Annotated in this window: 22 protein-coding genes and 1 pseudogene; 13 read left to right on the top strand and 10 right to left on the bottom strand. The window is 74.4% G+C overall.

The window, feature by feature from the left end; all coding sequences use genetic code 11:
* The first annotated feature begins 57 nt into the window (after window positions 1–57).
* On the top strand, window positions 58–699 hold the full coding sequence (locus ACZ4SV_RS18095; protein WP_468005383.1) for a response regulator: 642 nt from the start codon (window positions 58–60) through the stop codon (window positions 697–699).
* Between the two features lie 215 nt (window positions 700–914).
* Here the strand turns inward: ACZ4SV_RS18095 and ACZ4SV_RS18090 are convergent, their stop codons facing one another.
* The gene (locus ACZ4SV_RS18090; RefSeq protein ID WP_468005381.1) at window positions 915–1,691 is read right to left on the bottom strand and encodes a hypothetical protein; all 777 of its coding nucleotides are present in this window, start codon (window positions 1,689–1,691) and stop codon (window positions 915–917) included.
* Window positions 1,691–2,230 carry a SigE family RNA polymerase sigma factor gene (locus ACZ4SV_RS18085; RefSeq protein ID WP_365876299.1) on the bottom strand — a complete coding sequence of 180 codons (540 nt, stop codon included), beginning with the start codon at window positions 2,228–2,230 and terminating at the stop codon, window positions 1,691–1,693. Before ACZ4SV_RS18085 ends, ACZ4SV_RS18090 begins: the two co-directional genes overlap by 1 nt.
* A gap of 226 nt (window positions 2,231–2,456) precedes the next feature.
* Here ACZ4SV_RS18085 and ACZ4SV_RS18080 point away from each other — a divergent pair, with 226 nt between their 5' ends.
* Together ACZ4SV_RS18080 and ACZ4SV_RS18075 are read left to right on the top strand one after the other, a co-directional pair.
* Window positions 2,457–4,202, top strand: coding sequence for an MFS transporter (locus tag ACZ4SV_RS18080; protein WP_365876297.1), 1,746 nt, complete (start codon window positions 2,457–2,459; stop codon window positions 4,200–4,202).
* Between the two features lie 128 nt (window positions 4,203–4,330).
* Window positions 4,331–4,981: a class I SAM-dependent methyltransferase gene (locus ACZ4SV_RS18075; protein WP_468005378.1), complete on the top strand. Its 651-nt coding sequence runs from the start codon at window positions 4,331–4,333 to the stop codon at window positions 4,979–4,981.
* A 96-nt stretch (window positions 4,982–5,077) separates the two neighbouring features.
* Here ACZ4SV_RS18075 and ACZ4SV_RS18070 read toward each other — a convergent pair.
* Both ACZ4SV_RS18070 and ACZ4SV_RS18065 read right to left on the bottom strand, forming a co-directional pair.
* Window positions 5,078–5,395, bottom strand: a pseudogene (locus tag ACZ4SV_RS18070) (XRE family transcriptional regulator); the annotation flags it as partial.
* An 18-nt stretch (window positions 5,396–5,413) separates the two neighbouring features.
* On the bottom strand, window positions 5,414–6,112 hold the full coding sequence (locus ACZ4SV_RS18065) for a VOC family protein (protein ID WP_468005376.1): 699 nt from the start codon (window positions 6,110–6,112) through the stop codon (window positions 5,414–5,416).
* Window positions 6,113–6,285: 173 nt separating this feature from the next.
* Here ACZ4SV_RS18065 and ACZ4SV_RS18060 point away from each other — a divergent pair, with 173 nt between their 5' ends.
* Both ACZ4SV_RS18060 and ACZ4SV_RS18055 read left to right on the top strand, forming a co-directional pair.
* On the top strand, window positions 6,286–7,230 hold the full coding sequence (locus ACZ4SV_RS18060) for an N-acetylmuramoyl-L-alanine amidase (RefSeq protein WP_468005374.1): 945 nt from the start codon (window positions 6,286–6,288) through the stop codon (window positions 7,228–7,230).
* A gap of 119 nt (window positions 7,231–7,349) precedes the next feature.
* Window positions 7,350–8,123: a hypothetical protein gene (locus tag ACZ4SV_RS18055; protein ID WP_365876291.1), complete on the top strand. Its 774-nt coding sequence runs from the start codon at window positions 7,350–7,352 to the stop codon at window positions 8,121–8,123.
* A 90-nt stretch (window positions 8,124–8,213) separates the two neighbouring features.
* On the opposite strand, the gene ACZ4SV_RS18050 is transcribed toward ACZ4SV_RS18055, so the two are convergent.
* Window positions 8,214–8,783 carry a hypothetical protein gene (locus ACZ4SV_RS18050; RefSeq protein WP_397972800.1) on the bottom strand — a complete coding sequence of 190 codons (570 nt, stop codon included), beginning with the start codon at window positions 8,781–8,783 and terminating at the stop codon, window positions 8,214–8,216.
* Window positions 8,784–9,017: 234 nt separating this feature from the next.
* On the opposite strand from ACZ4SV_RS18050, the gene ACZ4SV_RS18045 reads away from it, so the two are divergent.
* A complete protein-coding gene (locus ACZ4SV_RS18045) occupies window positions 9,018–9,311 on the top strand; it encodes a hypothetical protein (RefSeq protein WP_365876287.1) in 294 nt (97 codons plus the stop codon).
* 48 nt (window positions 9,312–9,359) lie between these two features.
* On the opposite strand, the gene ACZ4SV_RS18040 is transcribed toward ACZ4SV_RS18045, so the two are convergent.
* The 3 genes from ACZ4SV_RS18040 to ACZ4SV_RS18030 are packed head-to-tail and all read right to left on the bottom strand — an operon-like array spanning window position 9,360 to window position 12,675.
* Window positions 9,360–10,430, bottom strand: a complete 1,071-nt coding sequence (locus ACZ4SV_RS18040) for a prenyltransferase/squalene oxidase repeat-containing protein (RefSeq protein WP_468005372.1) — start codon at window positions 10,428–10,430, stop codon at window positions 9,360–9,362.
* On the bottom strand, window positions 10,427–11,173 hold the full coding sequence (locus ACZ4SV_RS18035; protein WP_397943316.1) for a class I SAM-dependent methyltransferase: 747 nt from the start codon (window positions 11,171–11,173) through the stop codon (window positions 10,427–10,429). The genes ACZ4SV_RS18040 and ACZ4SV_RS18035 overlap by 4 nt, the downstream gene beginning before the upstream one ends.
* Window positions 11,167–12,675, bottom strand: coding sequence for a glycosyltransferase family 4 protein (locus ACZ4SV_RS18030; protein WP_468005369.1), 1,509 nt, complete (start codon window positions 12,673–12,675; stop codon window positions 11,167–11,169). The genes ACZ4SV_RS18035 and ACZ4SV_RS18030 overlap by 7 nt, the downstream gene beginning before the upstream one ends.
* A gap of 218 nt (window positions 12,676–12,893) precedes the next feature.
* On the opposite strand from ACZ4SV_RS18030, the gene ACZ4SV_RS18025 reads away from it, so the two are divergent.
* Complete coding sequence (locus ACZ4SV_RS18025) at window positions 12,894–13,514, top strand: TetR family transcriptional regulator (protein WP_397943313.1); 621 nt, start codon at window positions 12,894–12,896, stop codon at window positions 13,512–13,514.
* 336 nt (window positions 13,515–13,850) lie between these two features.
* On the opposite strand, the gene ACZ4SV_RS18020 is transcribed toward ACZ4SV_RS18025, so the two are convergent.
* Window positions 13,851–14,909, bottom strand: a complete 1,059-nt coding sequence (locus ACZ4SV_RS18020; RefSeq protein ID WP_468005367.1) for an NAD(P)/FAD-dependent oxidoreductase — start codon at window positions 14,907–14,909, stop codon at window positions 13,851–13,853.
* Between the two features lie 198 nt (window positions 14,910–15,107).
* On the bottom strand, window positions 15,108–15,701 hold the full coding sequence (locus ACZ4SV_RS18015; protein WP_365876275.1) for a helix-turn-helix transcriptional regulator: 594 nt from the start codon (window positions 15,699–15,701) through the stop codon (window positions 15,108–15,110).
* Between the two features lie 247 nt (window positions 15,702–15,948).
* Here ACZ4SV_RS18015 and ACZ4SV_RS18010 point away from each other — a divergent pair, with 247 nt between their 5' ends.
* From ACZ4SV_RS18010 to ACZ4SV_RS17985, 6 genes are all read left to right on the top strand, one after another.
* A complete protein-coding gene (locus tag ACZ4SV_RS18010; RefSeq protein WP_468005365.1) occupies window positions 15,949–17,004 on the top strand; it encodes a hypothetical protein in 1,056 nt (351 codons plus the stop codon).
* A 270-nt stretch (window positions 17,005–17,274) separates the two neighbouring features.
* The gene (locus ACZ4SV_RS18005) at window positions 17,275–18,489 is read left to right on the top strand and encodes a prenyltransferase/squalene oxidase repeat-containing protein (protein WP_397943309.1); all 1,215 of its coding nucleotides are present in this window, start codon (window positions 17,275–17,277) and stop codon (window positions 18,487–18,489) included.
* Window positions 18,486–19,142: an SCO2322 family protein gene (locus ACZ4SV_RS18000; protein WP_468005363.1), complete on the top strand. Its 657-nt coding sequence runs from the start codon at window positions 18,486–18,488 to the stop codon at window positions 19,140–19,142. Before ACZ4SV_RS18005 ends, ACZ4SV_RS18000 begins: the two co-directional genes overlap by 4 nt.
* Entirely contained in the window at window positions 19,129–20,415 is a 1,287-nt protein-coding gene (locus ACZ4SV_RS17995; RefSeq protein ID WP_468005361.1) for a CbiQ family ECF transporter T component, read from the top strand. Before ACZ4SV_RS18000 ends, ACZ4SV_RS17995 begins: the two co-directional genes overlap by 14 nt.
* Entirely contained in the window at window positions 20,412–22,169 is a 1,758-nt protein-coding gene (locus ACZ4SV_RS17990) for an ABC transporter ATP-binding protein (protein ID WP_468005359.1), read from the top strand. The genes ACZ4SV_RS17995 and ACZ4SV_RS17990 overlap by 4 nt, the downstream gene beginning before the upstream one ends.
* Window positions 22,166–23,038 carry an ECF transporter S component gene (locus tag ACZ4SV_RS17985; RefSeq protein ID WP_397943305.1) on the top strand — a complete coding sequence of 291 codons (873 nt, stop codon included), beginning with the start codon at window positions 22,166–22,168 and terminating at the stop codon, window positions 23,036–23,038. The genes ACZ4SV_RS17990 and ACZ4SV_RS17985 overlap by 4 nt, the downstream gene beginning before the upstream one ends.
* The last annotated feature ends 391 nt before the right edge of the window (window positions 23,039–23,429 follow it).

Below are 23,429 nucleotides of genomic sequence, written 5' to 3'. Positions count from 1 at the left end.
CGGCCCCGCGGCTTCAGCGTGGCCCCGCCGCTTCGCCCGCCGCCGTACGCTGAGCCCATGAGCGAGACGTCCCGGGAGCAGCGGTCCGCCGAGTGTGTCCGGGTGCTGCTCGCCGAGGACCAGGGCATGATGCGCGGCGCCCTCGCCCTGCTGCTCGGCATGGAGGAGGACATCGAGGTCGTGGCCCAGCTGGGCACGGGTGACGGCATCGTGGACGCCGTGCTCGCGCACCGGCCGGACGTGGCCCTGCTGGACATCGAACTGCCGGGCATGAGCGGCCTGGACGCGGCGGCCGAGCTGCGGGTACGGGCGCCCGGCTGCCGGGTGCTGATCCTCACCACCTTCGGCCGGCCCGGCTATCTGCGCCGGGCCATGGAGGCCGGTGCGGCCGGCTTCCTCGTCAAGGACGGGCCGGTGGAGGAGCTGGCCGCGGCGATCCGGCGGGTGCTCGCCGGTCAGACCGTGGTCGATCCGGTACTGGCCGCCGCCGCGCTCAGCGCCGGGCCGAACCCGCTGACGGCCCGCGAGTGCGAGGTGCTCAGGGCGTCGGTGGACGGAGCGACCGTCGCCGATATCGCCCTGCGGCTCCGGCTGTCGGAGTCCACCATCCGCAACTACCTCTCCTCCGCGATCGGCAAGACCGGCACCCGCAACCGGAGCGAGGCGGTACGGGAGGCCCGGCAGCAGGGCTGGCTGTGAGCGAACGCCCGACGACGAGGGCGGCCGGCCGCGGACACCCGGCGACAGCGCAGGCGGTCGGCCCCGGACACCCGGCGACGGCACGGACGGCCGGCCCCGGGCGCCGGTGACGGCGGCCGTTGCGACCGCGCGTCCGGCGGACACACCACCCGTCACCCCTCACCGCTCAGCTCTCACCCCTCACCCCTCATCCCTCACCCCGGATCGTCTCCGCGCTACTGGATCACCTCCGCCTCCCGATAGCTCTTCCCCTCCGGTGCCACGCAGAGGAACCAGTTCACCGGGGAGCCGGCGGCGCCCTCCGTGGTGGTCACCAGGGTGTCGCCGTCGTTCCAGACGCACTTGACCTGGGTGGCGGTCCTGGCGACCCGTCCGATGACCAGCCGTCCGGAACTCTCGGGCGTCGAGCCCAGCCGGGTGGCGATCGCGTTCAGGTCACCGCCCGCCATGTGGTCCCAGCTCCGCACCGTGTCGAACATGACCTGCTGCGGGCGGTGGTCTCCCCAGACGCGGGTGACGAAGTAGGACAGCTTGCCGACCAGACCGGCCGGCTCGTCGACCGCCGGTTCGATGCCCAGCCGGGCCATCGCGTCGTACTGCCGCCCGGCCTCCTGTCTGTCCGCGGCCGCGCCCCACACCTGCACTTCCACCCGCCACTGCGTGCCCCGGTACACCCCGCGGCCCAGTTCCGTGCGCTGCGGGGCGTACACATGCCGCTCCTGCGGTGACGCCGGGCGGGTGGCCGCGGGTGCCACCCGGGCGGCGTGGTGGCTCGCGGGCAGCCCGGCGAGGGCCAGCGTCACGCCCGTCGAGCCCGTCAGCGCCAGGGCCGTGGCCGCCGTCACCGCCCAGCGCCGCGTCCTGCGCCGCCGGCCGCCGCGGACGACCGCCTGGACGGGGGCTATACCGATCTCCACCTCGTCCGCCGCCTCGGCGAGCAGGAGGGCGATGTCCGTCTGTGCCATGTCGTGGTTCTCCCGGTCCGCGCTCATCACTTCCGCCCTCCGTGCGTCACCGTGTCGGCCAGTGCCGGTATGGCGCGGAGTTTCGCGATCCCCTTGGCCGCGTTGCTCTTCACCGTGCCGACCGAGCAGCCCATCGCCTCCGCCGTCTGTGTCTCCGTCAGGTCCTCCCAGTACCGCAGGACCACCGCCTCCCGCTGGCGCACGGGCAGTTGCGCGAGCGCCTTGAGCAGGGCGCCGCGGTCGTCGGCCTGGGCGATCCGGTCCCCCGTGTCCGCCACCTCGCGCACCAGTCCGGAGTCGTCCTTCGGCGCCAGGAACTCGCGGAGCCTTCTGCGGTGTTTGCGCGCGTGCGCGTTGATCATCACGCGCCGTACATACGCCTCGGGGTCGTCGGCGCCGCCGACCCGGCGCCAGGCCACATAGACCTGTTCGAGCGTCGACTGGACCAGGTCCTCGGCGGCATGCTGCTCCCCCGTGAGGAGAAATGCCGTACGCATCAACCGTGGCCAGCGGCCGACCACGAAACTCTGGAACTCCTCGTCCCGAGTCTGCTTCCCGTCCCCCATGGGCACCTCCTAGATGTCTAAAGGAGTCCATGAACCGCCCGGACCGTTGCCCCCTCCGCCGGACCGGCGCCACTTCTTCCCCGGGACCGCGAGGCCCTTGGCCGGTGACGATGGCTCAGAAACCCATGAAACGGTCAAGAATTCGTTAGAGGCTCGAAGCAACGGAATAGTTGCCTGTGCATACGAGGTTTACCCGGTACTTATGACACGTGGAAGGCCTCACTCCATGACAGACACGACGACCGACCAGCCCACCCGGACAGCGGGCGGCGCGGTGGTCCCGGTGCTCGCCTTCGCGGGCATCGTCGTCGCGGTGATGCAGACGCTGCTCGTGCCGGTCATCAAGGACCTGCCGCAGCTGCTGGACACCGCGCCCAGCAACGCCACCTGGGTCCTCACCTCCACCCTGTTGTCCGGCGCCGTGGCCACCCCGATCATGGGCCGGCTCGGCGACCTGTACGGCAAGCGCCGCATGCTCGTGCTGAGCCTCGCCGTGATGGTGGCCGGTGCCCTGGTCAGCGCGCTCACCAGCCAGCTCCTCGTCATGATCGCGGGACGCACCCTGCAAGGCTTCGCCATGGGCGCGATACCGCTGGGCATCGGCCTGATGCGGGACATGCTGCCGCGTGAGCGGCTCGGCTCGGCGATGGCCCTGATGAGTTCCTCGATCGGCGTCGGCGGCGGCCTCGCCCTGCCCGCCGCGGCCCTGATCGCCCAGCACAGCGACTGGCACACCCTGTTCTACGGCGCCGCCGGCCTCGGCGTGCTCGCCATCGTCCTCACCCTGCTGGTCGTGCCCGAGTCCCCGATGCGCGCCAAGGGCACCTTCGACCTGCTCGGCGCGCTCGGCCTGTCCGCCGGTCTGGTGCTGCTCCTGCTGCCCATCACCAAGGGCAGCGACTGGGGCTGGTCCTCTGGCACCACGCTCGGTCTGTTCGCCGCGGCCGTCGTCGTCCTCGTGCTGTGGGGCCTGTTCGAGCTGCGCGCCAAGGCGCCGCTGGTCGACCTGCGCACCACCGCGCGCCCGGCCGTCCTCTTCACCAACCTCGCGTCGATCATGGTCGGCGTGGCGTTCTACGTCGTCTCGCTCGTCCTGCCCCAGCTGCTCCAGCTGCCCACCGCCACCGGGTACGGCCTCGGCCAGTCGATGGTCGTCGCGGGCCTGTGCGTGGCCCCGCTGGGCCTGACGATGATGTTCACCGCGCCGGTGTACGCGCGCCTGTCCGCCCGGTACGGCCCGAAGGTCACCCTGATCAGCGGTCTGCTGATCATCGCGATCGGCTACGGCGGCGGTCTCGGCCTGATGGACGCGGCCTGGCAGACGGTCGTCACCTCCGTGATCCTCGGCGCCGGCATCGGTCTCGCCTACTCCTCGCTGCCCGCCCTGATCGTCGGCGCGGTCCCGGCCTCCGAGACCGGCGCGGCCAACGGCCTGAACACCCTGATGCGGTCCATCGGCACCTCGGTGTCGAGCGCCGTCGTCGGCATGGTGCTGGCCAACACCGCGCACCACGTGGGCGGGGTCGCGGTCCCGACCATGCACGGCTTCCGGGTCTCCTTCCTGATCGCCACCGCCGCGGTGGCCGTCGGCCTGCTGCTCGCGGTGTTCCTGCCGAAGTCCCCGCGCCCGGCCGCGCAGCACACGCAGCTCCGGGCCAGCAGCGAGGAGGACGCCTCGCTGGCGCGGGCCGAGGAGGTGCTGCGGGGCTTCAAGGGCCGGGTGCTCGGCGCCGACGGCGCCCCGGTGGCGCGGGCCAAGGTCACGCTGATCGACCGGCGCGGGCGGCAGGCGGGTGCCACCGTCACCGGCGAGGACGGCGGCTATGTCCTGCCGGTGCCGGCCGAGGGGGCGTACGTGCTGGCCGCGAGGGCCGCCGGACACGGGCCGCTGGCCTCCTCCGTCACGCATCCCGGCGCCGAGCGGGCCGTCGATCTGGACCTCTCGCTGCCCGGCGAGGCGGTGAACGCCTAGCCCGGCCCGCGGCCGCACCGCTCCGCACGCCCTGCACAGGGCACCGAACGCACCCCTGGTCACCTCCGTGGCCGGGGGTGCGGCAGCATGGGCGGCGTCCGCACAGCCGTACGACCGAAAGGCGTGACATGCCCGCCGTACCCCAGCCCGAGATCCTGGCCGCGTTCGAGGCGGCCAAGGGGTTCATGCCCGTGGACGAAGGGCTGGCGCTGTACGCGGCGGCGGTGGAGGCGGGCCGGCTCGGGCTGCCGCTGCTGGAGGTCGGCACCTACTGCGGGCGCTCCACGATCCTGCTCGCGGACGCCGCCCGCACGGCCGGGGTCACGGCGCTGACCGTCGACCACCACCGGGGCAGCGAGGAGCAGCAGCCGGGCTGGGACTATCACGACCCGGAGACCGTCGATCCCGCGCTCGGGGTGATGGACACGCTGCCGCTGTTCCGGCGCACCCTGCACCGGGCGGGCCTGGAGGAGCACGTGATCGCCCTCGTCGGCCGCTCCCCGCGGATCGCGGCACTCTGGAACCGCCCGCTCGGGCTGGTGTTCGTCGACGGCGGCCACACCGACGAGCACGCGGGCGCCGACTACGACGGCTGGGCGCCGCACGTGGCCGAGGGCGGGCTGCTGGTCATCCACGACGTCTTCCCGCACCCGGAGGACGAGTTCACGGGCCAGGCACCGTACCGGATCTACCTGCGGGCCCTCGGCTCCGGGGCGTTCACGGAGGTCTCCGTCACCGGTTCGCTGCGCGTGCTGCGGCGTACGGGGGCGGGGATCTGAGGGCGCGGTGAGAGCACGGCATCGAGGGTGAGGGTGTACGCCCCCGGCATCGTCGCGCCGAACCTGGTGTGAGGGGCCCGGGTCACCCGTGGCTCCTCACTGCTGTTGCTCGGGCGGCCGGTTGTACCGCGCGAGCGTCGCCTTGTCCGTGGACGTGTCCTGGAGACGCAACTCCCATGGGCCGGTGTTCACGTCGAACTCACGGCCGAAGCCGACCCACTTCCCGGCCATACGCCGGCCGGTCGGCTCGGCCAGCATCTGGAGCGCGTCGAAGTAACGGGCGCCCTGGTAGTAGCCGCTGCCTGCGGTCTGCTCCGTCCGGGTGCCCGTGACCGTGTTCCCGTCCACCTGGAGATCCAGGGTGAGCGGGCTGTCCGGGTTGAGGCTGCCGTTGGGCAGGCTGCGGGCAGACAGAGCGTCTCCGCACTGCGTTCACGGGCGGTCGGTGGCCGGCTCGGGTGGGCCGGCCACGCCGACGCACGCCTCGTTGCCCTCGGGGTCGGCCAATACCCAGTTCGACGGCGCGTCGGCGTCGTTGACCAGGCGGCCACCGGCCGCGAGCGCTGCGGCTATCCGGGCCTCGGCCTGGTCGTACGGCACCCACACGTCGACGTGGACCCGGTTGCGCTGCGGGCGCGGTGCGTCCATCTGCTGGAAGTAGAACGGTGCTCCACGACGGCGCGGGTCTATCAGGTCCTCGCCGCTGTTCGCACGGTCCTGGTAGCCGAGCAGGGCACGCCAGAACGCCACCACGTCGGTCCCTGCGAGGGCGTCGATGGTGACCTGGACGGTCTGCACGGCGGACGGCTCGGCCGGTACGTCCAGCGCGCGGGCCACCGCCGAGATCCGCCGGGCCAGCTCGATGTGCCGTTCGGTCAGCCCGTAGTAGTCGTCCGTGACCGTGATCAGCCGTACGATCACGCCCTCCTGCCTCACGTCGACGTCCGGATGATCGTCCCCGGCTCCCGGGATCTCACTGATCGCCTGCACGAACCGGGCGCCGACCGCGAACGACCCGGTGCGGAAATACGCACACGCGCCCTCGCCCACGACACGCCAGTCCTCCACGCCGGCGCTCTCGTGGAACCGCTGCGGCCTGATGCTCTCGATCTTGCTCTCTCCGTGGGTCATCCGCTCAAGGTAACGTGCAGGTCCGACAGCCCCCTTCGCCGCTGGCCGCTCGGCCTCTCCCTGAACCCGGCCGGCACTGTGTGGACGGGGGTGTGCGCATCGCCTGCACAGCGGAACGGATGGAGGGTTCAGCCGATCTGCGGAGCACGTGAGCGGCCTTTAAGGTGGCAGACGTGTCGTACACAGGCCCGGATTCCGATTCCCCGCAGCCCCGCCGGCCCCGGCGCGGGCCGTTGACCGTGGCGCTCGCCGCGCTGGTGCCCGGTGCGCTGCTCGGCTGGGCGGCGTACGAGGCGGTGGGCGACGGCGGCGCGGCCGCGTCCGCGCCGGCCTCGCGCACCGCGACGGTGTCACCCGCCCCCGGCGGTGCCAAGGCCGCCTCCCCGGACGGCGACGGCAAGGCGTCCGGTCCGTCCTCCGGCCGGCCGGGCGGCTCGGGGCCGCTGCGGGGCCGGGTCGTCCTCGTCGACCCGGGACACAACCCGGGCAACTTCCGGCACCCGGCCGAGATCGGCCGGCCGGTGGACATCGGCACGAACAGCAAGGAGTGCGACACCACCGGGACGTCCACCAACGACGGTTACACCGAGGCCCGGTTCACGCTCGACCTGGCGCACCGGCTGCGCGCGCTGCTGGAGCGGCAGGGCGCGACCGTGCGGCTGACCCGTGACGAGGACGGCCCGGCCTGGGGGCCGTGCGTGGACGAGCGGGCGCGGATCGGCAACGCCGCGCACGCGGACGCGGCGATCTCCCTGCACGCCGACGGCTCCGCCGAGGGCGACCGCGGCTTCCACGTCATCCTGCCGGGTTCCGTGCACGCCGGTGCCGCGGACACCCGCGCCATCGTGGGGCCGTCGCACGACCTCGGGGTGCGCGTCGCAGACGGCTACCGGCGCCGGACGGACGAGCCGCCGTCCAACTACCTGGGCGGCGGTACAGGTCTGGTCACGCGCACCGACCTCGGTGGTCTCAATCTGTCAACGGTTCCCAAGGTGTTCCTCGAGTGCGGCAACATGCGCGATAGCAAGGACGCGGCACTGCTGACCAGCGGCGCCTGGCGGCAGCGGGCGGCGCAGGGGATCTCTGAGGGAATCGTGAGTTTCCTGCGCGCTTCCTGACCGGCGGGCGTAACCGGCCGGACAGTCCGAACGTGCGGACGATAGTGTCTACCGACGACGAGACGACCTACGAAGGACCTGCTGAAGTGAATATCCGCTCCCTCACTAGAGGCGACGGCGTGGTGATCGGAGCAGCGGTGGTGCTGTTCATCGCGTCGTTCCTCAACTTCTACACCTACTCAGGCTTCGGCGGCGACCTCAGCCGGAGCGCGTGGGACAACCTGGGCACGGGCCTGGGCCTCTACATGGGCGCGGTGATCGGTGCCGTCCTCATCGTCGTCAACCGCTGCCTGCCGCAGCCGCGCAAGGTCGCCGGGCTCGACCTGTCCGCCGTCGGCACCGCGTTCGCGATCCTGGTGGCCTGGTCGCTGCTGTGGACGCTCATCGACCTGGACGGCGTGGACGCCGGCGCCGGACTGATCCTCGGGTTCATCGCCGCTCTCGCCGTGGCCGCCGCCGCCATCGCCACTCCTCTCGTCCCCGCCCTCCAGGCCGCCCTGGTCCCGGCCCCCAAGCCGGTGGCCCCGCAGCCCTACGGCGCCCAGCCGCCCGGCGGTTACGGCTACCCGGGCGCCCAGCCGCAGCAGCCGTACGGTGCCCAGCCGCAGCCGGGCCAGCCGTACGGGCAGCAGCCGCCGGCCGGTCCGGGTGCTCCGGCCGCGCCGGGCGCCCCGGCGGCCCAGCCGCCGGCCGCGGACTTCTCGCCGTTCTGGTTCGCCGTGCCGGTGACCCGTCCGCTGTTCGCGGAGGACGGTTCGCCGAACCCGATCGCCGAACTGGCGCCGGGCACCTGGTACCTGGCCGTCGAGCAGCGCGGTGCCGCGCTGGTCGCGCAGACCCAGGACGGCCGCCGCGGTGTGCTCCAGGACACCTCCGGCATCCAGCGCGGCTGACCCCGCGCAGACCGCCGCAGCGGCCCCTCGCCCTCCCGGGCGAGGGGCCGTTGTCGTACGGCCTTCTTCCCACCTGTGGGTGAGAGGGTGTCAGCCCTTGGCCAGTTCGGCGGCCGAGGGCACCTGCTCACGGACCGGGGCGCCGGCGCTCTTGCCCGCGTCCTTGACGTTGTTGATGATGTCGTCGAACGCGCCCGCCGCGCCCTCGTCGCCGCTGCGCAGCTTGCCCGACAGGTTCTTCAGGGCGTCGATGCCGGCGCCGAGCGGCGCGATCGCCTTGGCGAGCGTGGGATCGCCCTGGGCGTTCTTCTGGGCCGCCTTGAGCCGGTTGTAGGCGAAGGCGCCGGCGGCGGCGGCCTTGACCAGGGCCAGCTTGCGGCCCTTGGCGCCCTTCTTGAACTTGCCCGCCTTCCAGGGCTTGACGATCCACTGGTAGGTCGCGCCGGCGGCGAGTCCCGCGTTCGCCACGAACCGGGTCTTGGCGAACTTCTGGCGTTCGGCGGACGTGGACGGGCTGGGTTCGTCGACGGCGGGTTTGGCCTGGGCCGCCGCGGTGTCCTTCGTACTGCTCTTCTCGCTGCCTCCGCAGGCGGTGGCACCGGCCACCAGGGCGCAGCACAAGGTGAGCGCCACGAAGAGGCGCCGTATCGGTACGGGCACGAGGTCCTCCGGACGTGTCCTCCCCGAGCGGTCTGTTTTCCTCCGGCAGCCTCCCCCGGGACGGCGGGACGCGCCACTCGGGGGACGCCGTCCGAGGCCCCATGCACGTCCGGGTGCACGTCCGGTTCCCGGTTCGCGTCCGGGTCTCCGTCGGGGGCGTGTCGGGGGCGTTTCCGGGCTCCGTCCGGGTTCTCTCCGGGGTTTCACGGCCCGCCGCCCGGCAATCCGACAGGTATGTCCCCTCGATATCGCAACGGTGCGAACCAGGCCGGCACGGTCGTCGCGGTCGTCGCCGACATCATGGCGCTGATCCTCGGCCTGTGGATCCTGATGTACCTGCTGGACGCGAACCGGGCCAACAGCCTGGTCCAGTTCGTGCACGACGCGGCCTCCTGGCTGGCCGGGTGGTCGCACGACCTCTTCACCTTCGACGAGGCGTGGGCCCGCGTGGTGGCCGGCTACGGCCTGGCCGCCGTGGTCTATCTGTTCGCCGGCCACGCGATAGCCAACCGCCTGCACCGGCACTGAGCGGCAGGCTAACGTTGAGCGACGGGCCCTAGCCGTGCCGGCGACGGCTCAGCCGCAGCAGTCCGGGTCCAGGCCGGCCGGCAGGTGCTCGCCGCCGAACACCGCGCAGGTGGCCTCGTGGCCGCCCAGCGCGGCCACGGCCAGCAGCAGGGAGCCCGCCGTCCAGGTGGTCAGCTCGCGGGGCCAGACCACGTCGTCCCCGAAGACGTAGCCCGTCCAGTACAGGCCGGACTCGGGATCGCGCAGGTGCTGGATGGACTGGAGGATCTCCAGGGCCCGGTCGGACTCGCCCACCGCCCAGAGGGCGAGCGCGAGTTCGCTGGACTCGCCGCCGGTCACCCAGGGGTTCGGGACCACGCAGCGCACGCCGAGGCCGGGTACGACGAACCGGTCCCAGCCGGCCTCGATGCGGGCCTTGGCCTCCGCCCCGGTCAGGGCGCCGCCGAGGACCGGGTAGTACCAGTCCATCGAGTAGCGGTCCTTGTCGAGGAAGCGCTCGGGGTGCCGGCGGATCGCGTGCCGCAGCGCCCCGGCGGCCAGCTCCCAGTCCGGCTGCGGTTCCTCACGCTGCTCGGCGATCGCGAGCGCGCAGCGCAGCGCGTGGTGGACGGAGGAACTGCCGGTCAGCAGGGCGTCGGCGGTGGGCGTGCCGTCGTCCTCGCGGCGCCAGCCGATCTGTCCGCCGGGCTGCTGGAGCCGCAGCACCCACTCGACGGCCGCGTAGACGGCCGGCCACATCCGGTCCAGGAAGGTGTCGTCGCCCGTGGAGAGGTAGTGGTGCCAGACGCCGACGGCTATGTAGGCGACGAAGTTGGACTCGCGGGCGCGGTCGGTGACGTGGTCGTGGGCGCCGTCGGCGTAGGCGGCGTACCAGGAGCCGTCCTGGTTCTGGTGCCGGGCGAGCCAGGCGTAGGCGCGCTCGGCGGCCTCGTGTTCGCCGGCCGCGTCCAGGGCCATGGCGGCCTCGGTGTGGTCCCAGGGGTCCAGGTGGTGTCCGCGGAACCACGGGATCGCGCCGTCCTCCCGCTGGGCGGCGAGGATGCCGCGGACGGTCGCGGCGGCCTCCCCCTCGGTGAGGACCCCGGGCAGGACCAGGTGTTCCGTCCGGGGAGTGGTCACGTGGCGTCCGCCTCTGCGCCCAGCGCCGGGAGGTGCGGCTTGGTGGCGTAGACGACGAGGCTCTTGCCGATCAGCGGGTTCAGCGCCTGCTCGGCGAGCCGGGTGGCGAGCGGCTTCTTCATGATGTCCCAGACCAGCAGCTTGTGGTACGCCCGTACCGGCAGCGCCTTGTCGTTGTCGACGCCGAACGCGCACTTCAGCCACCAGTAGGGCGCGTGCAGGGCGTGCGCGTGATGGCTGCCGTACGGCCTCAGGCCCGCCTCGCGGACCTTGGCGACGAGTTCGTCGGCCTTGTAGATGCGGATGTGGCCGCCCTCGACCTCGTGGTAGGCGTCGGACAGGGCCCAGCAGACCTTCTCGGGGCCGTAGCGCGGCACGGTGATGGCGATGCGCCCGCCCGGCCTGAGCACGCGGACCATCTCGGCGAGCACACCCTTGTCGTCCGGGATGTGCTCCATCACCTCGGAGATGATGACGACGTCGAAGGAGTCGTCCGGGAACGGCAGGGCGAGGGCGTCGCCCTCCATGGCGGTGGCGGTGGCGCCCTCCGGTGCCTCCCCGGCCTCCTTCATCGCCGCGAACCACTTGGCGACCTCGCGGATCTCCTCGCCGTTCTGGTCCAGGGCCACGACCCGGGCGCCGCGCCGGTAGCACTCGAAGGCGTGCCGGCCGGCCCCGCAGCCGAGGTCCAGGACGCGGTCGCCCGGGGCGAGCGGGAACCGGGAGAAGTCGACGGTCAGCACGTGGCCCTGCTTTCGGAGGAGACGCTGGTGTCACTCGTCGAGGTCGCGGACGCGACGCCTGGCGGGGCCGCGACGCTCGCTGCGGCCGCGGAGCGGCCGGGAACCGGGGCCGCGGCGGAGGTGTCCGCGGGCGGTCCGGTCCGGGGGCGGGAGCCGCCGGGGCCCGCGGCGCGGGCGATGGCCTCGCGGTAGCGGGCCACGGTCCCCTGCGCGGCGCGCGCCCAGGTGAACTTGGCCAGCACCCGTGCGCGGCCGGCCCGGCCGAGCCGTACCCGCAGTTCCGGGTCGGCCAGCAGCCGGTTCAGCGCGGCGGCGAGCGCGTCCGGGTCGCCGGGCGGCACGGCCAGGCAGGTCTCGCCGTCGCGGCCGGCGACCTCGGGGATCGCGCCGCCGGTGGTGGCGACCAGCGGGGTGCCGGTGGCCATGGCCTCGGCGGCGGGCAGCGAGAAGCCCTCGTAGAGGGAGGGCACGCAGGCGACTTCGGCGGAGCGGATCAGGTCGACCAGTTCGGCGTCGGAGATGCCCTTGACGAAGTCGACGGCGCCGTCGAGGCCGTAGCGCTCGATCGCCTGGGCGACCGGGCCGTCCTGCGGGCGCTTGCCGACGACGACGAGGTGGGCGGCCGGGTGCTCGGCGCGCACCTTGGCCAGCGCCTCCACCAGGAAGACCAGGCCCTTGAGCGGCACGTCCGCGCTGGAGGTGGTGACGATCCTCCCCGGCACCTGCGGGACGGCGGGATCCGGCGCGAACAGGTCGGTGTCGGCGCCGATGTGGACGACGTGGACGCGGTCGTCGCGGACGCCGAGGTGGTCCACGATCTCCTGCCGGGAGCTGCCGGAGACGGTGAGGACCGAGGGCAGCCGGCGGGCGACGCGCTTCTGCATACGGGTGAAGGCGTACCAGCGGCGGACCGCGTAGCGGCGCTGCCAGGTCTCGGCCGCGTCCAGCTCCAGCCGCCGGTCGACGGTGATCGGGTGGTGGACCGTGGTGACCAGCGGCGCGCCGATGTCCCCCAGCAGGCCGTAGCCGAGGGTCTGGTTGTCGTGGACGACGTCGAACTCGCCGCGCCGGGCGCGCAGATGCCGGCGGGCGCGCAGCGAGAAGGTCAGCGGCTCGGGGAAGCCGCCGGTCCACATCGTGGCGACCTCAAGGGCGTCGGTCCAGTCCCGGTACTCGTCCCGCCTGGGGGTGCGGAAGGGGTCGGGCTGGCGGTAGAGGTCGAGGCTGGGCAGCTCGGTGAGGGTGAGGTTCGGGTAGCCCTCGTCCAGGACCGGATACGGCTGGGAGCCGATGACCTCGACCCGGTGGCCGAGCCGGGCCAGCTCGCGCGAGAGGTGCCGTACGTAGACACCCTGGCCCCCGCAGAACGGGTTCCCCTTGTAGGTGAGGAGCGCGATGTGGAGCGGTCGCTCTCCCCCGCCCCCGGCTGCGCTCGGGCGGGAGGGGCCCCCACCGGCCGCGGGTTCCTGGTCGGCACCCGCTTCCCGGGCCTCAGCGGTCACTCCGTGCCCCCTTCTGCCTGCACTGTCCCGCGAGACTACGACGGGACGTTAATCTAGAACAAGTTTCAGACTTGATCGTTCGAGAGGCTCTGAATCTACCGGCAGGTAGGGGCGCTGTGAGCAGTGGATCAGGTGATTCGCGCCACGGCGCGCGGGCCCTGTCCCGCTGTCCGATCACGAGCCCTGCGGACGCCCTCACCGACCGTCACGGGGGATCCATGCCTGCGGAAGCCAGCTCCTCGCGTCCGGCCGTCCCGGCCCTCACCGAGCGGCAGGAGGCCCGCCGCCGCAGGATCCTGCGCGCCAGCGCCCGGCTCGCCGGCCGGGGCGGGTTCGACGCCGTGCAGATGCGCGAGGTCGCCGAGTCCTCGCAGGTGGCCCTCGGCACGCTGTACCGGTACTTCCCGTCCAAGGTGCACCTGCTGGTCGCCACCATGCAGGACCAGTTGGAGCATCTGCACGGCACCCTGCGCAAGAAGCCGCCGGCGGGCGACACGGCCGCCGAGCGGGTCGCCCAGACCTTGATGCGCGCCTTCCGCGCCCTCCAGCGGGAACCGCACCTGGCCGAGGCGATGGTCCGCGCCCTCACCTTCGCCGACCGCAGCGTCTCGCCCGAGGTCGACCAGGTCTCCCGGCAGACCACCGCGATCATCCTGGACGCGATGGGCCTGGACGCTCCCACGCCCGAGCAGCTCTCCGTGGTCCGGGTCATCGAGCACACCTGGCACTCGGCCCTCATCACCTGGCTGTCCGGCCGCGCCTCCATCGCCCAGGTGAAGGTCGACATCGAGACGGTGTGCCGCCTGATCGACCTGACGGAACCGTCCCCCCGGGCGTGACCACCCGTACAGGCGTCGGCAAATGGTGGGAATTGGGCGGTTCCGTCACGCCTTGCCCGTTGTATCCTGAAAGCAGCCTACGAGGCGAGTGAGGGAGTCCAACCGGAGTAGCCGACTCAGGCGAGACGCGCAGGTGTCCGCCCGGGCCGACGGCGACGGTGGGGCTGAGAGGTCGGAAGGCAGTGGTCAGGCCGGACGACGACCCCCAGGACCTGATCCGGACCATACCGGCGAAGGGAACCCGTCTCGTAGGTTTTTCCGTGCCCTCATGCCGGACGAAGGCCCCGGGCCGCACCGGTCAGCGCGGCCACCCCGGTCAGGCGCCGGCCGCCCCGGTCAGGCACCCACCGCCTTGCGGGTGCTGTACTTCGTGCCGACGTAGACGATCTTCTTGAACGCCATCGCGGCGCCGCCCCCGAGGTAGCCGTCCCGGAGGCTGTCGTCGGGGTGGGTGAACTGGGCCACCGCGTCCGCGCGCCCGAGGCTGACGCACCGGGCCACGTAGCGCGGGGTGTACGGCTCGGGCGCGCGGCCCCGCTCCAGCCGGGCCAGGGCGTCGACCGCGGCCTTGGCCTGCGGATGGGCGGTCTGGCAGCCGAAGCGGGTGCCGGGCACGCCCGCGCAGTCGCCCACGGCGAAGACGTGCGGGTCGGTGACGCTGCGCAGGCAGGCGTCGACCACGATCCGGCCGCCGGCGTCCACGTCCAGGCCGCTGCGCGCGGCGAGGTCGGGGACGCCCGCCACGATCGCCCACAGCGTCAGGTCCGAGCCGGCCTCCCGGCCCGAGCGCAGCCGCACCACACCCGCGGCGGCCTCCTCGACGCCGTCGTCGACGACCTCGATCCGCAGCCGGTCCAGTGCGGCGAGCGCCCGTCGCCGGGCGCCGCCCGACAGGCAGTCGGCGACCGACGGGGCGACGATCCGCACCCGCAGGTCGGGCCGGGCCTCGGCCACCTCGGTCGCGGTCTCCAGGCCGGTCGGGCCGCCGCCGGCCACGGTGACGGTGCTCCCCGCGGGCAGCGCGGCGAGTGCCGCCCGGGCCTGCCGGGCGCCTTCCCAGGTGCCGACCGGGACGGTGCCGGGAAGCGCCCGGACCGTGCTGCCCACGGCCAGGAACAGGCGGTCGTAGCCGATACTCTCGCCGTCGCCGAGGAGGACCGTGCCGTCGCCGACCTTCTCGACGGTGCCGATCCGCGTGGCGATGCCGGGCCGCAGCATCGCGTCGAGCGGGGTCGCGGCCTCGGCCGTGCCGGCGACCTGCTGGTGCAGCCGGATGCGCTCCACGAACTCCGGGCGCGCGTTGACCACCGTGACCTCGGCGCCCTTGATCTTCCGGGCCGCCCGGTTCGCCGCGAACGTCCCGGCGTACCCGGCGCCCACCACCACAATCCTCATCCTGGTCTCCCCTCGAAGCGATTGCTCACACCCGAGACGAGACAGCCCGGCCCCCCGTGACACGCCCCGGCTGAGACCCGCGTCACACCAGAAGGGGCACCGGGAGCACCCGGCGCGTCGCGCTGCACAAAGCACCCGGCAGCACCCAGCGCGTCGCACCGTTCAAAGCACTGGGCGGGACCCCACACCTCGCGCCGCTCAGGTGCGTCCGGTGTCCCCCGCCCGTTCCGAGGCGATGATCATTTCGGCCAGGTCGGCCAGGGTGGCGAGCTGCCGGGCGTTCATCTGCGGGGCACGGGCGGCCAGTCGTATCAGACCGCTCTCACGCAGCCGCAGCAGCGGGTCCGCCTCGGCCTCCAGGCCCTGCAGCACCGGTTGCAGGGCCGCGTGCAGCGCCTCCGGTTCGTCGGCCGTGAAGAAGCCCGCGGGCAGGCCGAAGAACCGGCGCAGCCGGTCGGCGTGCTCCAGGCTCGGCATCCCGCTCTTGCGCCACTCGCTCAGCCACTGCCTGCTGGTTCCGGCGATCCTGGCCAGCTCGTCCAGCGAGTACCGCTTGCCGTCCGGCCGGCGCCGGGTCTCCCGGATGAAGTCGAGGCGGCGGCGCACGCGTTCGGCGAGGCAGGTCTCCGCGGCCCGGCCGCCGGAGAGCAGTTCCACCACGACGCCCACGGGAATGCCGGTGCGGTACGACAGGCCGGCCACGTCGAGCGCCTCCGGCAGCCGGCCGGGCCTGCACGTCAGCTCGCCGAGCCGGTCCAGGACTTCGGCCAGCGCGGCGTAGGCGTCACTCACCGAGGTCCCCCCTGGGCGCGTCTTGCATGCGGTGGCTGGCGCGAGGCTACCCGCTCGGCCCGTTCGGCGACCAGACGTGACAAGGCTCCCTGCCCAATTGCGCAGCTATCGTTGACAGTTGCTGGTGCGGTGGGTGAGGATCACTGCACGGAGAGCAAGATCCGACCCGCCCCGGGTGCCGCCGATGGGGGAGCGGCACCCGGGGTGTTCGACGACCGCCTTCCCCCGGGGGAAGGTCCGGCCATCCATGGCGTTGCCCGTCGTTCTCCTCGGGTCCGGCCGCCGCGACGTCTGCGGCGAGTTCCCGCTGGCCCGGATCGCCGCGGTCCGTCCGGTGCTGCTGGTCGACCCGGACCCGCCCGCCTGGGCGCGGCCGTATCTGACCGGTCATCTCGCGGCGGACCCCGCGCGCGAGGAGCAGACGGCCGAGGCGGTGCTGCGGTACGCGGCCGGACGCGCGGTCGGCGGTGTGCTCACCTGGTCCGCGGAGCATCTGCTCCCGGCCGCGCGGCTCGCCGGCCGGCTGGGAGTGCCGGGCCTGCCGTACGAGACGGCCGCGGTGTGCGCCGACCCCGTCGCGTTGCGGGCGCTGCTGGCGCGGCACCGGGTGCCGGTGGCCGGACCGGCGGACGGCGAGGCGGCCCAGGGCCCGCCGGTGTCCGTGGAGGCCGTCGTCCTGGACGACGAGGTCCGCATCGTGGCGCTCACCCGGACGACGCCGGGGCCGGCGCCCGCCCGCCGCCCGCTGCGGCACTGCGTCCACGCGCACGACGGGCTGCTGCACAACCGGTTCCTGCGCCAGTGCGTGGAGCGGACCGTGCGCGCCCTCGGCCTCACCCATACGGTCGCGCACCTCACCCTGCGGCTCACCGCCCGCGGCCCGCGCGTGCTGGGCGTCGCCCCGCATCCGCCCGGCGATCTGATCCCGCTGCTGGTGGAGCGGGCCACCGGTGTCGACCTGGCCGGGGCCGCCGCGGTGCTGGCGACCGGCGGGCTGCCCGACGTGACCCCGACCCGGCAGCGGGCCGCCGCCGTCCAGTTCGCCTACCCGGCCCTGACCGGCCGCCTCACCCACCTCCGGCTGGACCCCGCCGCCGCGGACGACCCGGCCGCCGAACGCATGGTCCTCACCCGCCGCACGGGCGACCCGGTGACGGCGGCCCCGCACGCGGACCTGACCGACCGCCTCGCCCACTGGGTGGCGACCGGCGAGAGCGCCGCGGAGTGCGAGGCGGCCCTGCGCCGCATGGCCCGCCACCTGACGGCGACGGTCACCCCGGAGCCGGACCGGTCCGCGGCGTAGCCCCCGCGCGGGTCCGGGGCCACGGCCGCCCCCGGACCCCGCGAGGGCGGCCGGTAAAGTGGCGGGGTCGTCACACCCGTACGGGGGGAAGCCGGTGCAATTCCGGCGTTGCCCTGTTTCACGTCCCGGAACGCTCCCGGGCGGGGCGTTGACCGGCTCGCGTGCGCCGGCGGTCCGCCGCGCACGGCACCGTCGAGGTTGACGGAGCCGAGCCGCCCGGGGGATCCCCGTGCGCCGCCCGGCTCCCCGCAGGAGAGGCAGTCGCCGACCATGAACGTCCGCCGCAGTGCCGCGGCTCTCGCCGCCGTAGGCGTGCTGGCCGCCGCCGCGCCCGCCACGGCCGCCGGCCCGTCCCCGTCCCCCAAGGCGACGGTCCCGTCGGGGCTGTACGGCAAGGGCGACCCGACGTACGACGGTGTGTGGCGGCAGTCGCTGACGCTGGTCGCGCAGCGCACCCTCGGCTACCGGCCCGCCGCCCCCGCCGTGGACTGGCTCACCGGCCAGCAGTGCGCGAACGGCGCCTTCGCCGCCTACCGGGCCGCCCCGGACAAGCCCTGCGACGCCAAGCTCAAGCCGGACACCAACAGCACGGCCGCCGCCGTCCAGGCCCTGGCCGCGACCGGCGGGCACGGCGGCGCCGTGGAGAAGGCCGTGGGATGGCTGAAGTCCGTGCAGAACAAGGACGGCGGCTGGAGCTACTACCCGGGCGACCCGAGCGACGCCAACTCCACCTCCGTCGTCATCGGCGCGCTCGCCGCGGCCGGCACCGACCCGGCGTCCGTCCGGGTCTCCGGCAAGTCCCCGTACGACGCGCTGCCCGCCTGGTCCGTGCCGTGCGGCCGGGACGGCGGCGGCGCCCTCGCCTTCCAGCCGGACGAGAAGGGCGAGCTGACGCCCAACGCGGACGCCACGGCGGCCGGCCTGCTGGGCGCGCTCGGCAAGGGCTTCGTGGCCGGGACCGGCAAGGCCCCGGAGCGGGACGGCTGCAGCGGGGCGGACCGTCCCACCCGGCGGCAGGTCGCCGACAACGCCGGTGCCTATCTGGCGGCGGCCGTCGGCACGTCCGGCCACCTCACCTCCACGCTGCCCGGCGCCAAGGACCAGCCCGACTTCGGCAACACCGCGGACGCGGTCGTCGCGCTCGCCGCGGACGGCCGCGGCGGACCGGCCCGCACGGCGTACGCCTGGCTGGAGAAGAACGCCGGCCCGTGGGCGGAGCGCAGCGGCCCGGCCGCGTACGCGCAGCTGATCCTCGCCGCGCACGCGCTGCGCGAGCAGCCGGGCGACTTCGGCGGCACCAGTCTGGTCGCCTCCCTGAACGCGCTGGGCCCGGCCCCGCACATGGAGGCCGGCGGGCACGACCCGGCCGCGCGGGACGAGAAGAAGGACTCCAAGGCCGGCGTGTGGTGGTTCGTCGGTGTCTGCCTCGTCGCCGGCATCGGCATCGGCTTCCTGCTCAGCGGCCGGAAGAAGCGCGGCGCGTGACCGCCGTCCGCCGTGCCGTGCCGCTGCTCGCCGCCGCGCTGCTGCTGCTCGGCTCCGCCGGGCCGGCCGGCGCCACCGGCTACCGCTACTGGTCCTTCTGGGAGCGCACCGGCGGCCACTGGACGTACGCCACGCAGGGCCCGGCGTCCGCCCGGCCCGGCGACGGAGCGGTCCAGGGCTTCCGGTTCGCGGTGAGCGCGGACTCGGCGGACGCGGCCCGGCCGCGCGGCACGGCGGACTTCGGCACCCTCTGCGCGGACACGCCCGCGCGGCCGGGGACGAAACGGGTGGCGCTGGTCCTGGACTTCGGCACGCGCGCGGACGCGCCGTCCGGCGAGACACCGCCGGACCGGCGGACGGCGTGCGCGCGGGTGGCGCCCGACGCGACGAGCGCGGACGCGCTCGCCGCCGTGGCCAAGCCGCTGCGCTACGACACCAACGCCCTGCTGTGCGCGATCGCCGGGTATCCGGCGCAGGGGTGCGGCGAGCAGGTGTCGGGGCAGGCACGGCGGACGGACGGGCCGGCCGGCGGCGGTGACGGCGGTGGTGACGGCGGGCCGTCGCTGGGGCTGCCGGTCGGCGCGGCGGCGGTGGCCGCCCTGGCGGCCGCGGCGGCGTGGCAGGCCAGGCGGCGGCGCGATGCGTCCGGCTGAGCCGGGACAGGGGCACGCGCGCGGGTCCGTGCGTCCGGCTGAGCCGGGACAGGAGCACGCGCGCGAGCCGGTGCGTCCGGCCGGGCCGGGGCGTTCCCGGTGGGCGACCGTGCACCCCGGTGCCTGGTGGCTGTGGGCGCTCTCGCTCGGCACCGCCGCCACCCGCACCACCAACCCGCTCCTGCTGGCCCTCCTCACCGCCGCCGCCGGCTACGTCGTGGCGACGCACCGCTCCGCCGCGCCCTGGGCCCGCTCCTACGGCGCGTTCGTCCGGATCGCGCTCGCCGTGGTCGTCGTCCGCGTTCTGTTCGCGGTGGCCCTCGGCTCCCCGATCCCGGGCACGCACACCCTGCTCACCCTGCCCGAAGTCCCGCTGCCGCACTGGGCGCAGGGCATCCGGCTGGGCGGCCGGGTGACCGCCGAGGCGGTCCTGTTCGCGGCCTACGACGGTCTGAAGCTGGCCACCCTCCTCGTCTGCGTGGGCGCCGCGAACGCCCTGGCGAGCCCCACCCGGCTGCTGAAATCCCTGCCGGGCGCCCTGTACGAGACGGGCGTGGCCGTGGTCGTCGCCCTCACCTTCGCGCCGCACCTGATCGCCGACGTGCGGCGGCTGCGCGCGGCCCGCCGGCTGCGCGGCCGCCCCGACCGGGGGGTGCGGGGCCTGCTCCAGGTCGGACTGCCGGTGCTGGAGGGCGCGTTGGAGCGGTCGGTGGCGCTCGCCGCCGCGATGGAGGCGCGCGGCTACGGCCGTACCGCCGAGGTCCCCGCGTCCGTCCGCCGTACGACGGCCGCGCTCACGCTGGGCGGGCTGCTGGGCGTGTGCGCGGGCACGTACGGGCTGCTGACGGCCGAGGGCGGCGCGTACGGGCTGCCCGTGCTGCTCGCCGGGGTCGTCGCCGCGCTCGCGGGGCTGCGGCTGGGCGGCCGGCGTTCGCTGCGGACCCGGTACCGGCCGGACCCCTGGGACGCTCGGGCCTGGCTGGTCGCGGGCTCGGGTGCCGCGGTGGCCGGGCTGCTGACGCTGGCCTCCGCGCAGGACCCGCAGGCGCTGCACCCCGGCGTCGTACCGCTCGTCGCCCCGACGCTCCCGCTCTGGCCCGCCGCGGCCGTGCTGCTCGCCCTGCTGCCCGCGTTCGCCGTCCCGAGGCCGCCCGGCCCGCGGACCGGCCCCGCGCCCGTACCCGCGTCCGTGCCCCGGCCCGTGCCCGGCCCCGCCCGGAAAGCCCCTACGCCCCGCCCCGCCCCCCGGTTCGTGTCCAAGGAGCCCTCGTGATCCGCTTCGAGGAAGTCAGCGTGACCTACGAGGGCGCCGCCGGGCCCACCGTCGCCGGTGTGGACTTCGAGGTGCCCGAAGGTGAACTCGTGCTGCTCGCCGGTCCGTCCGGGGTGGGCAAGTCGACCGTGCTGGGCGCGGTCAGCGGACTGGTCCCGCACTTCACGGGCGGCACGCTGCGCGGACGGGTGACGGTGGCCGGCCGGGACACCCGCACCCATCGGCCGCGCGATCTCGCGGACGTGGTCGGCACGGTGGGGCAGGACCCGCAGGCGCACTTCGTGACGGACACCGTGGAGGACGAACTCGCCTACGGCATGGAGTCGCTGGGGCTCGCCCCGGAGGTGATGCGGCGCCGGGTGGAGGAGACGCTGGACCTGCTGGGGCTGGCCGCGCTGCGGGACCGTCCGATCGCCACGCTCTCGGGCGGACAGCGGCAGCGGGTCGCGATCGGCTCGGTCCTCACCCCGCACCCGCGCGTCCTGGTCCTGGACGAGCCGACCTCGGCGCTGGACCCGGCCGCCGCGGAGGAGGTGCTGGCCGTGCTGCAACGGCTGGTGCACGACCTCGGCACGACGGTGCTGCTGGCCGAACACCGGCTGGAGCGGGTGATCCAGTACGCCGACCGGGTCGTGCTGCTGCCCGCGCCGGGCGCCGCGCCGGTCACCGGCACGCCGTCCGAGGTGATGGCCGTCTCCCCGGTGTACCCGCCGGTGATCGCGCTGGGCCGGCTGGCCGGCTGGTCGCCGCTGCCGCTGACCGTCCGCGACGCCCGCCGCCGCGCCGGGGAGCTGAGAGAACGCCTCGCGCACACGGCCCCGGCCCGGCGGGAGGACTCGCACACGGTCCCGGCCCCGCGCGACGGCTCGCACACGGCCGCGGACGGTCCCGCCCTCGGCACCGCGCCCGGCGCCGCGCCCGCCGCCGCTCCGGCCCGCCGCTTCCGCTTCCGCCGCCGCGCCTCCTCCCCCGCCCCGGGCACCGCGCCGCCCGCCGGGACGCGCCCGCTGGCCGAGGTCCGCTCGCTGTCCGTCCGCCGTGACCAGGTCCACGCCCTGCGGCAGGTGGACCTGACCGTGTCGCCCGGCGAGACGATCGCGCTGATGGGCCGCAACGGCGCGGGCAAGTCGACCCTGCTCGGCTCCCTCGTCGGCCTGCTCGCGCCCGACGCCGGAACCGTCACCGTCGGCGGTACCGCCCCGCACCGCACCGCGCCCCGCGACCTGATACGCCAGGTCGGCCTGGTGCCGCAGGACCCGCGCGACCTGCTGTACGCGGACACGGTCGCCGCCGAGTGCGCCGCGGCCGACCAGGACGCGGGCGCCGCGCCCGGCACCTGCCGGGCCCTGGTCCGCACGCTGCTGCCGGACATCACCGACACCACGCATCCGCGCGACCTGTCCGAGGGCCAGTGCCTGGTGCTCGCGCTGGCCGTGGTCCTCACGGCCCGCCCGCCGCTGCTCCTGCTGGACGAGCCGACCCGCGGCCTGGACTACGCGGCCAAGGCCCGCCTGGTCGGTGTGGTGCGCGACCTGGCGGCACGGGGCCACGCGATCGTGCTGGCCACGCACGACGTGGAGCTGGCAGCCGAGCTGGCCCACCGGGTGGTGCTGCTCGCCGAGGGCGAGGTGATCGCCGACGGTCCGACGGCCGAGATCGTGGTGTCCTCGCCGTCCTTCGCACCGCAGGTGACGAAGATCCTGGCGCCGCAGCGCTGGCTGACCGTGTCCGAGGTCCGCGAGGCCCTGGCATGACCCGCGCCCCCGGCCCCACGCCCCGTGACACGCCGCTCCGCGCACCCCGGCGGCCCGCCCGGCCGCACGCCGTCCGGCTCGGCCCGCGCTCGCTGGCCGCGCTGGCGCTGACCGGCGCGGTGGGGGTGGCCGCCTTCGGCTGGCCGTTCCTCGCCCCGCCCGGATCGCGGATCAGCGCCCACGCCCAGGACGCACCGTGGCTCTTCGCGGGCCTGCTGGGGCTGCTGGTGGCGGTGGTCGCGGCGACCATCTCGGAGTCGGACCTCGGACCGAAGGCCGTGGCCATGCTGGGCGTGCTGGCGGCGACGGGCGCGGCGCTGCGGCCGATCGGCGCGGGGACGGCGGGCCTGGAGCCGATGTTCTTCCTGATGGTGCTGAGCGGACGGGTGCTCGGGCCGGGCTTCGGCTTCACGCTGGGCTCGGTGACGATGTTCGCCTCCGCGCTGCTCACGGGCGGGGTCGGGCCGTGGCTGCCGTTCCAGATGCTGGCCATGGGCTGGTTCACGATGGGCGCGGGCCTGCTGCCGGGTCCGGTGCGGCTGCGCGGCCGGGCCGAGCTGCTGATGCTCGCCTGCTACGGCTTCCTGGCCGCCTTCGCCTACGGCACGGTGATGAACCTGGCCGGCTGGCCCTTCCTGGGGCCGGGCGCCTCCGGGATCTCCTTCGACGCCGGGGCGCCGGTCGCCGCCAACCTGGCCCGTTTCCTCGCGTACTGCCTGGCCACCTCGCTCGGCTGGGACCTGGGCCGGGCCGTCTGCACGGTGGTGCTGACCGTGGCGCTCGGTCCGGCGGTGCTGCGGGCGCTGCGCCGGGCCACCCGGCGGGCCGCTTTCGAGACCGCGGTCACTTTCGACGGTCCCGCACGGTGACACCTCGCCCGCGCCGGGTGAGCGGGACGGTGAAGAGGCCCACATGACGCACGTCACCTACGATTCCGGGCCGTAGACCCATTTGCCCGGTTCGCCCTCGGGTGCACCCTTGCTGACCTGGGGATTGAGACCCACGCCACACACTCGGCTTTTCCGGCGGATCCGGCCACCACTAGTAAAGGGGGTCATTGCGGACAGCTGCCGGGGCTGCTTATCTGAATGACGTCGCCAGGCGCCACGAGCCCACAGCGGGCCGCGGCGCCGACGCATGCGGCCACAGCGTGTGGCCCGTCCCATGCCGGCGATCCCCCGTCCCCGAGGCAAGAGGTTCTTTCGTGTCCGTCTCCTTCATCCGTCGCATCGCTTCCCCGAAGAAGGCCCTCACCACCGC

The organism is Streptomyces sp. NPDC027672 (assembly GCF_055566335.1).
Note: the sequence above shows the minus strand (reverse complement) of the source record. Positions and strands in the feature narration are given on the sequence as shown.

Coding starts and splice junctions, on each gene's coding strand:
- ACZ4SV_RS18095 (WP_468005383.1), top strand. CDS start 58: ATGAGCGAGACGTCCCGGGAGCAGCGGTCCGCCGAGTGTGTCCGGGTG.
- ACZ4SV_RS18090 (WP_468005381.1), bottom strand. CDS start 1,691: ATGAGCGCGGACCGGGAGAACCACGACATGGCACAGACGGACATCGCC.
- ACZ4SV_RS18085 (WP_365876299.1), bottom strand. CDS start 2,230: ATGGGGGACGGGAAGCAGACTCGGGACGAGGAGTTCCAGAGTTTCGTG.
- ACZ4SV_RS18080 (WP_365876297.1), top strand. CDS start 2,457: ATGACAGACACGACGACCGACCAGCCCACCCGGACAGCGGGCGGCGCG.
- ACZ4SV_RS18075 (WP_468005378.1), top strand. CDS start 4,331: ATGCCCGCCGTACCCCAGCCCGAGATCCTGGCCGCGTTCGAGGCGGCC.
- ACZ4SV_RS18065 (WP_468005376.1), bottom strand. CDS start 6,112: ATGACCCACGGAGAGAGCAAGATCGAGAGCATCAGGCCGCAGCGGTTC.
- ACZ4SV_RS18045 (WP_365876287.1), top strand. CDS start 9,018: ATGTCCCCTCGATATCGCAACGGTGCGAACCAGGCCGGCACGGTCGTC.
- ACZ4SV_RS18025 (WP_397943313.1), top strand. CDS start 12,894: ATGCCTGCGGAAGCCAGCTCCTCGCGTCCGGCCGTCCCGGCCCTCACC.
- ACZ4SV_RS18020 (WP_468005367.1), bottom strand. CDS start 14,909: ATGAGGATTGTGGTGGTGGGCGCCGGGTACGCCGGGACGTTCGCGGCG.
- ACZ4SV_RS18010 (WP_468005365.1), top strand. CDS start 15,949: ATGGCGTTGCCCGTCGTTCTCCTCGGGTCCGGCCGCCGCGACGTCTGC.
- ACZ4SV_RS18005 (WP_397943309.1), top strand. CDS start 17,275: ATGAACGTCCGCCGCAGTGCCGCGGCTCTCGCCGCCGTAGGCGTGCTG.
- ACZ4SV_RS17995 (WP_468005361.1), top strand. CDS start 19,129: ATGCGTCCGGCTGAGCCGGGACAGGGGCACGCGCGCGGGTCCGTGCGT.
- ACZ4SV_RS17985 (WP_397943305.1), top strand. CDS start 22,166: ATGACCCGCGCCCCCGGCCCCACGCCCCGTGACACGCCGCTCCGCGCA.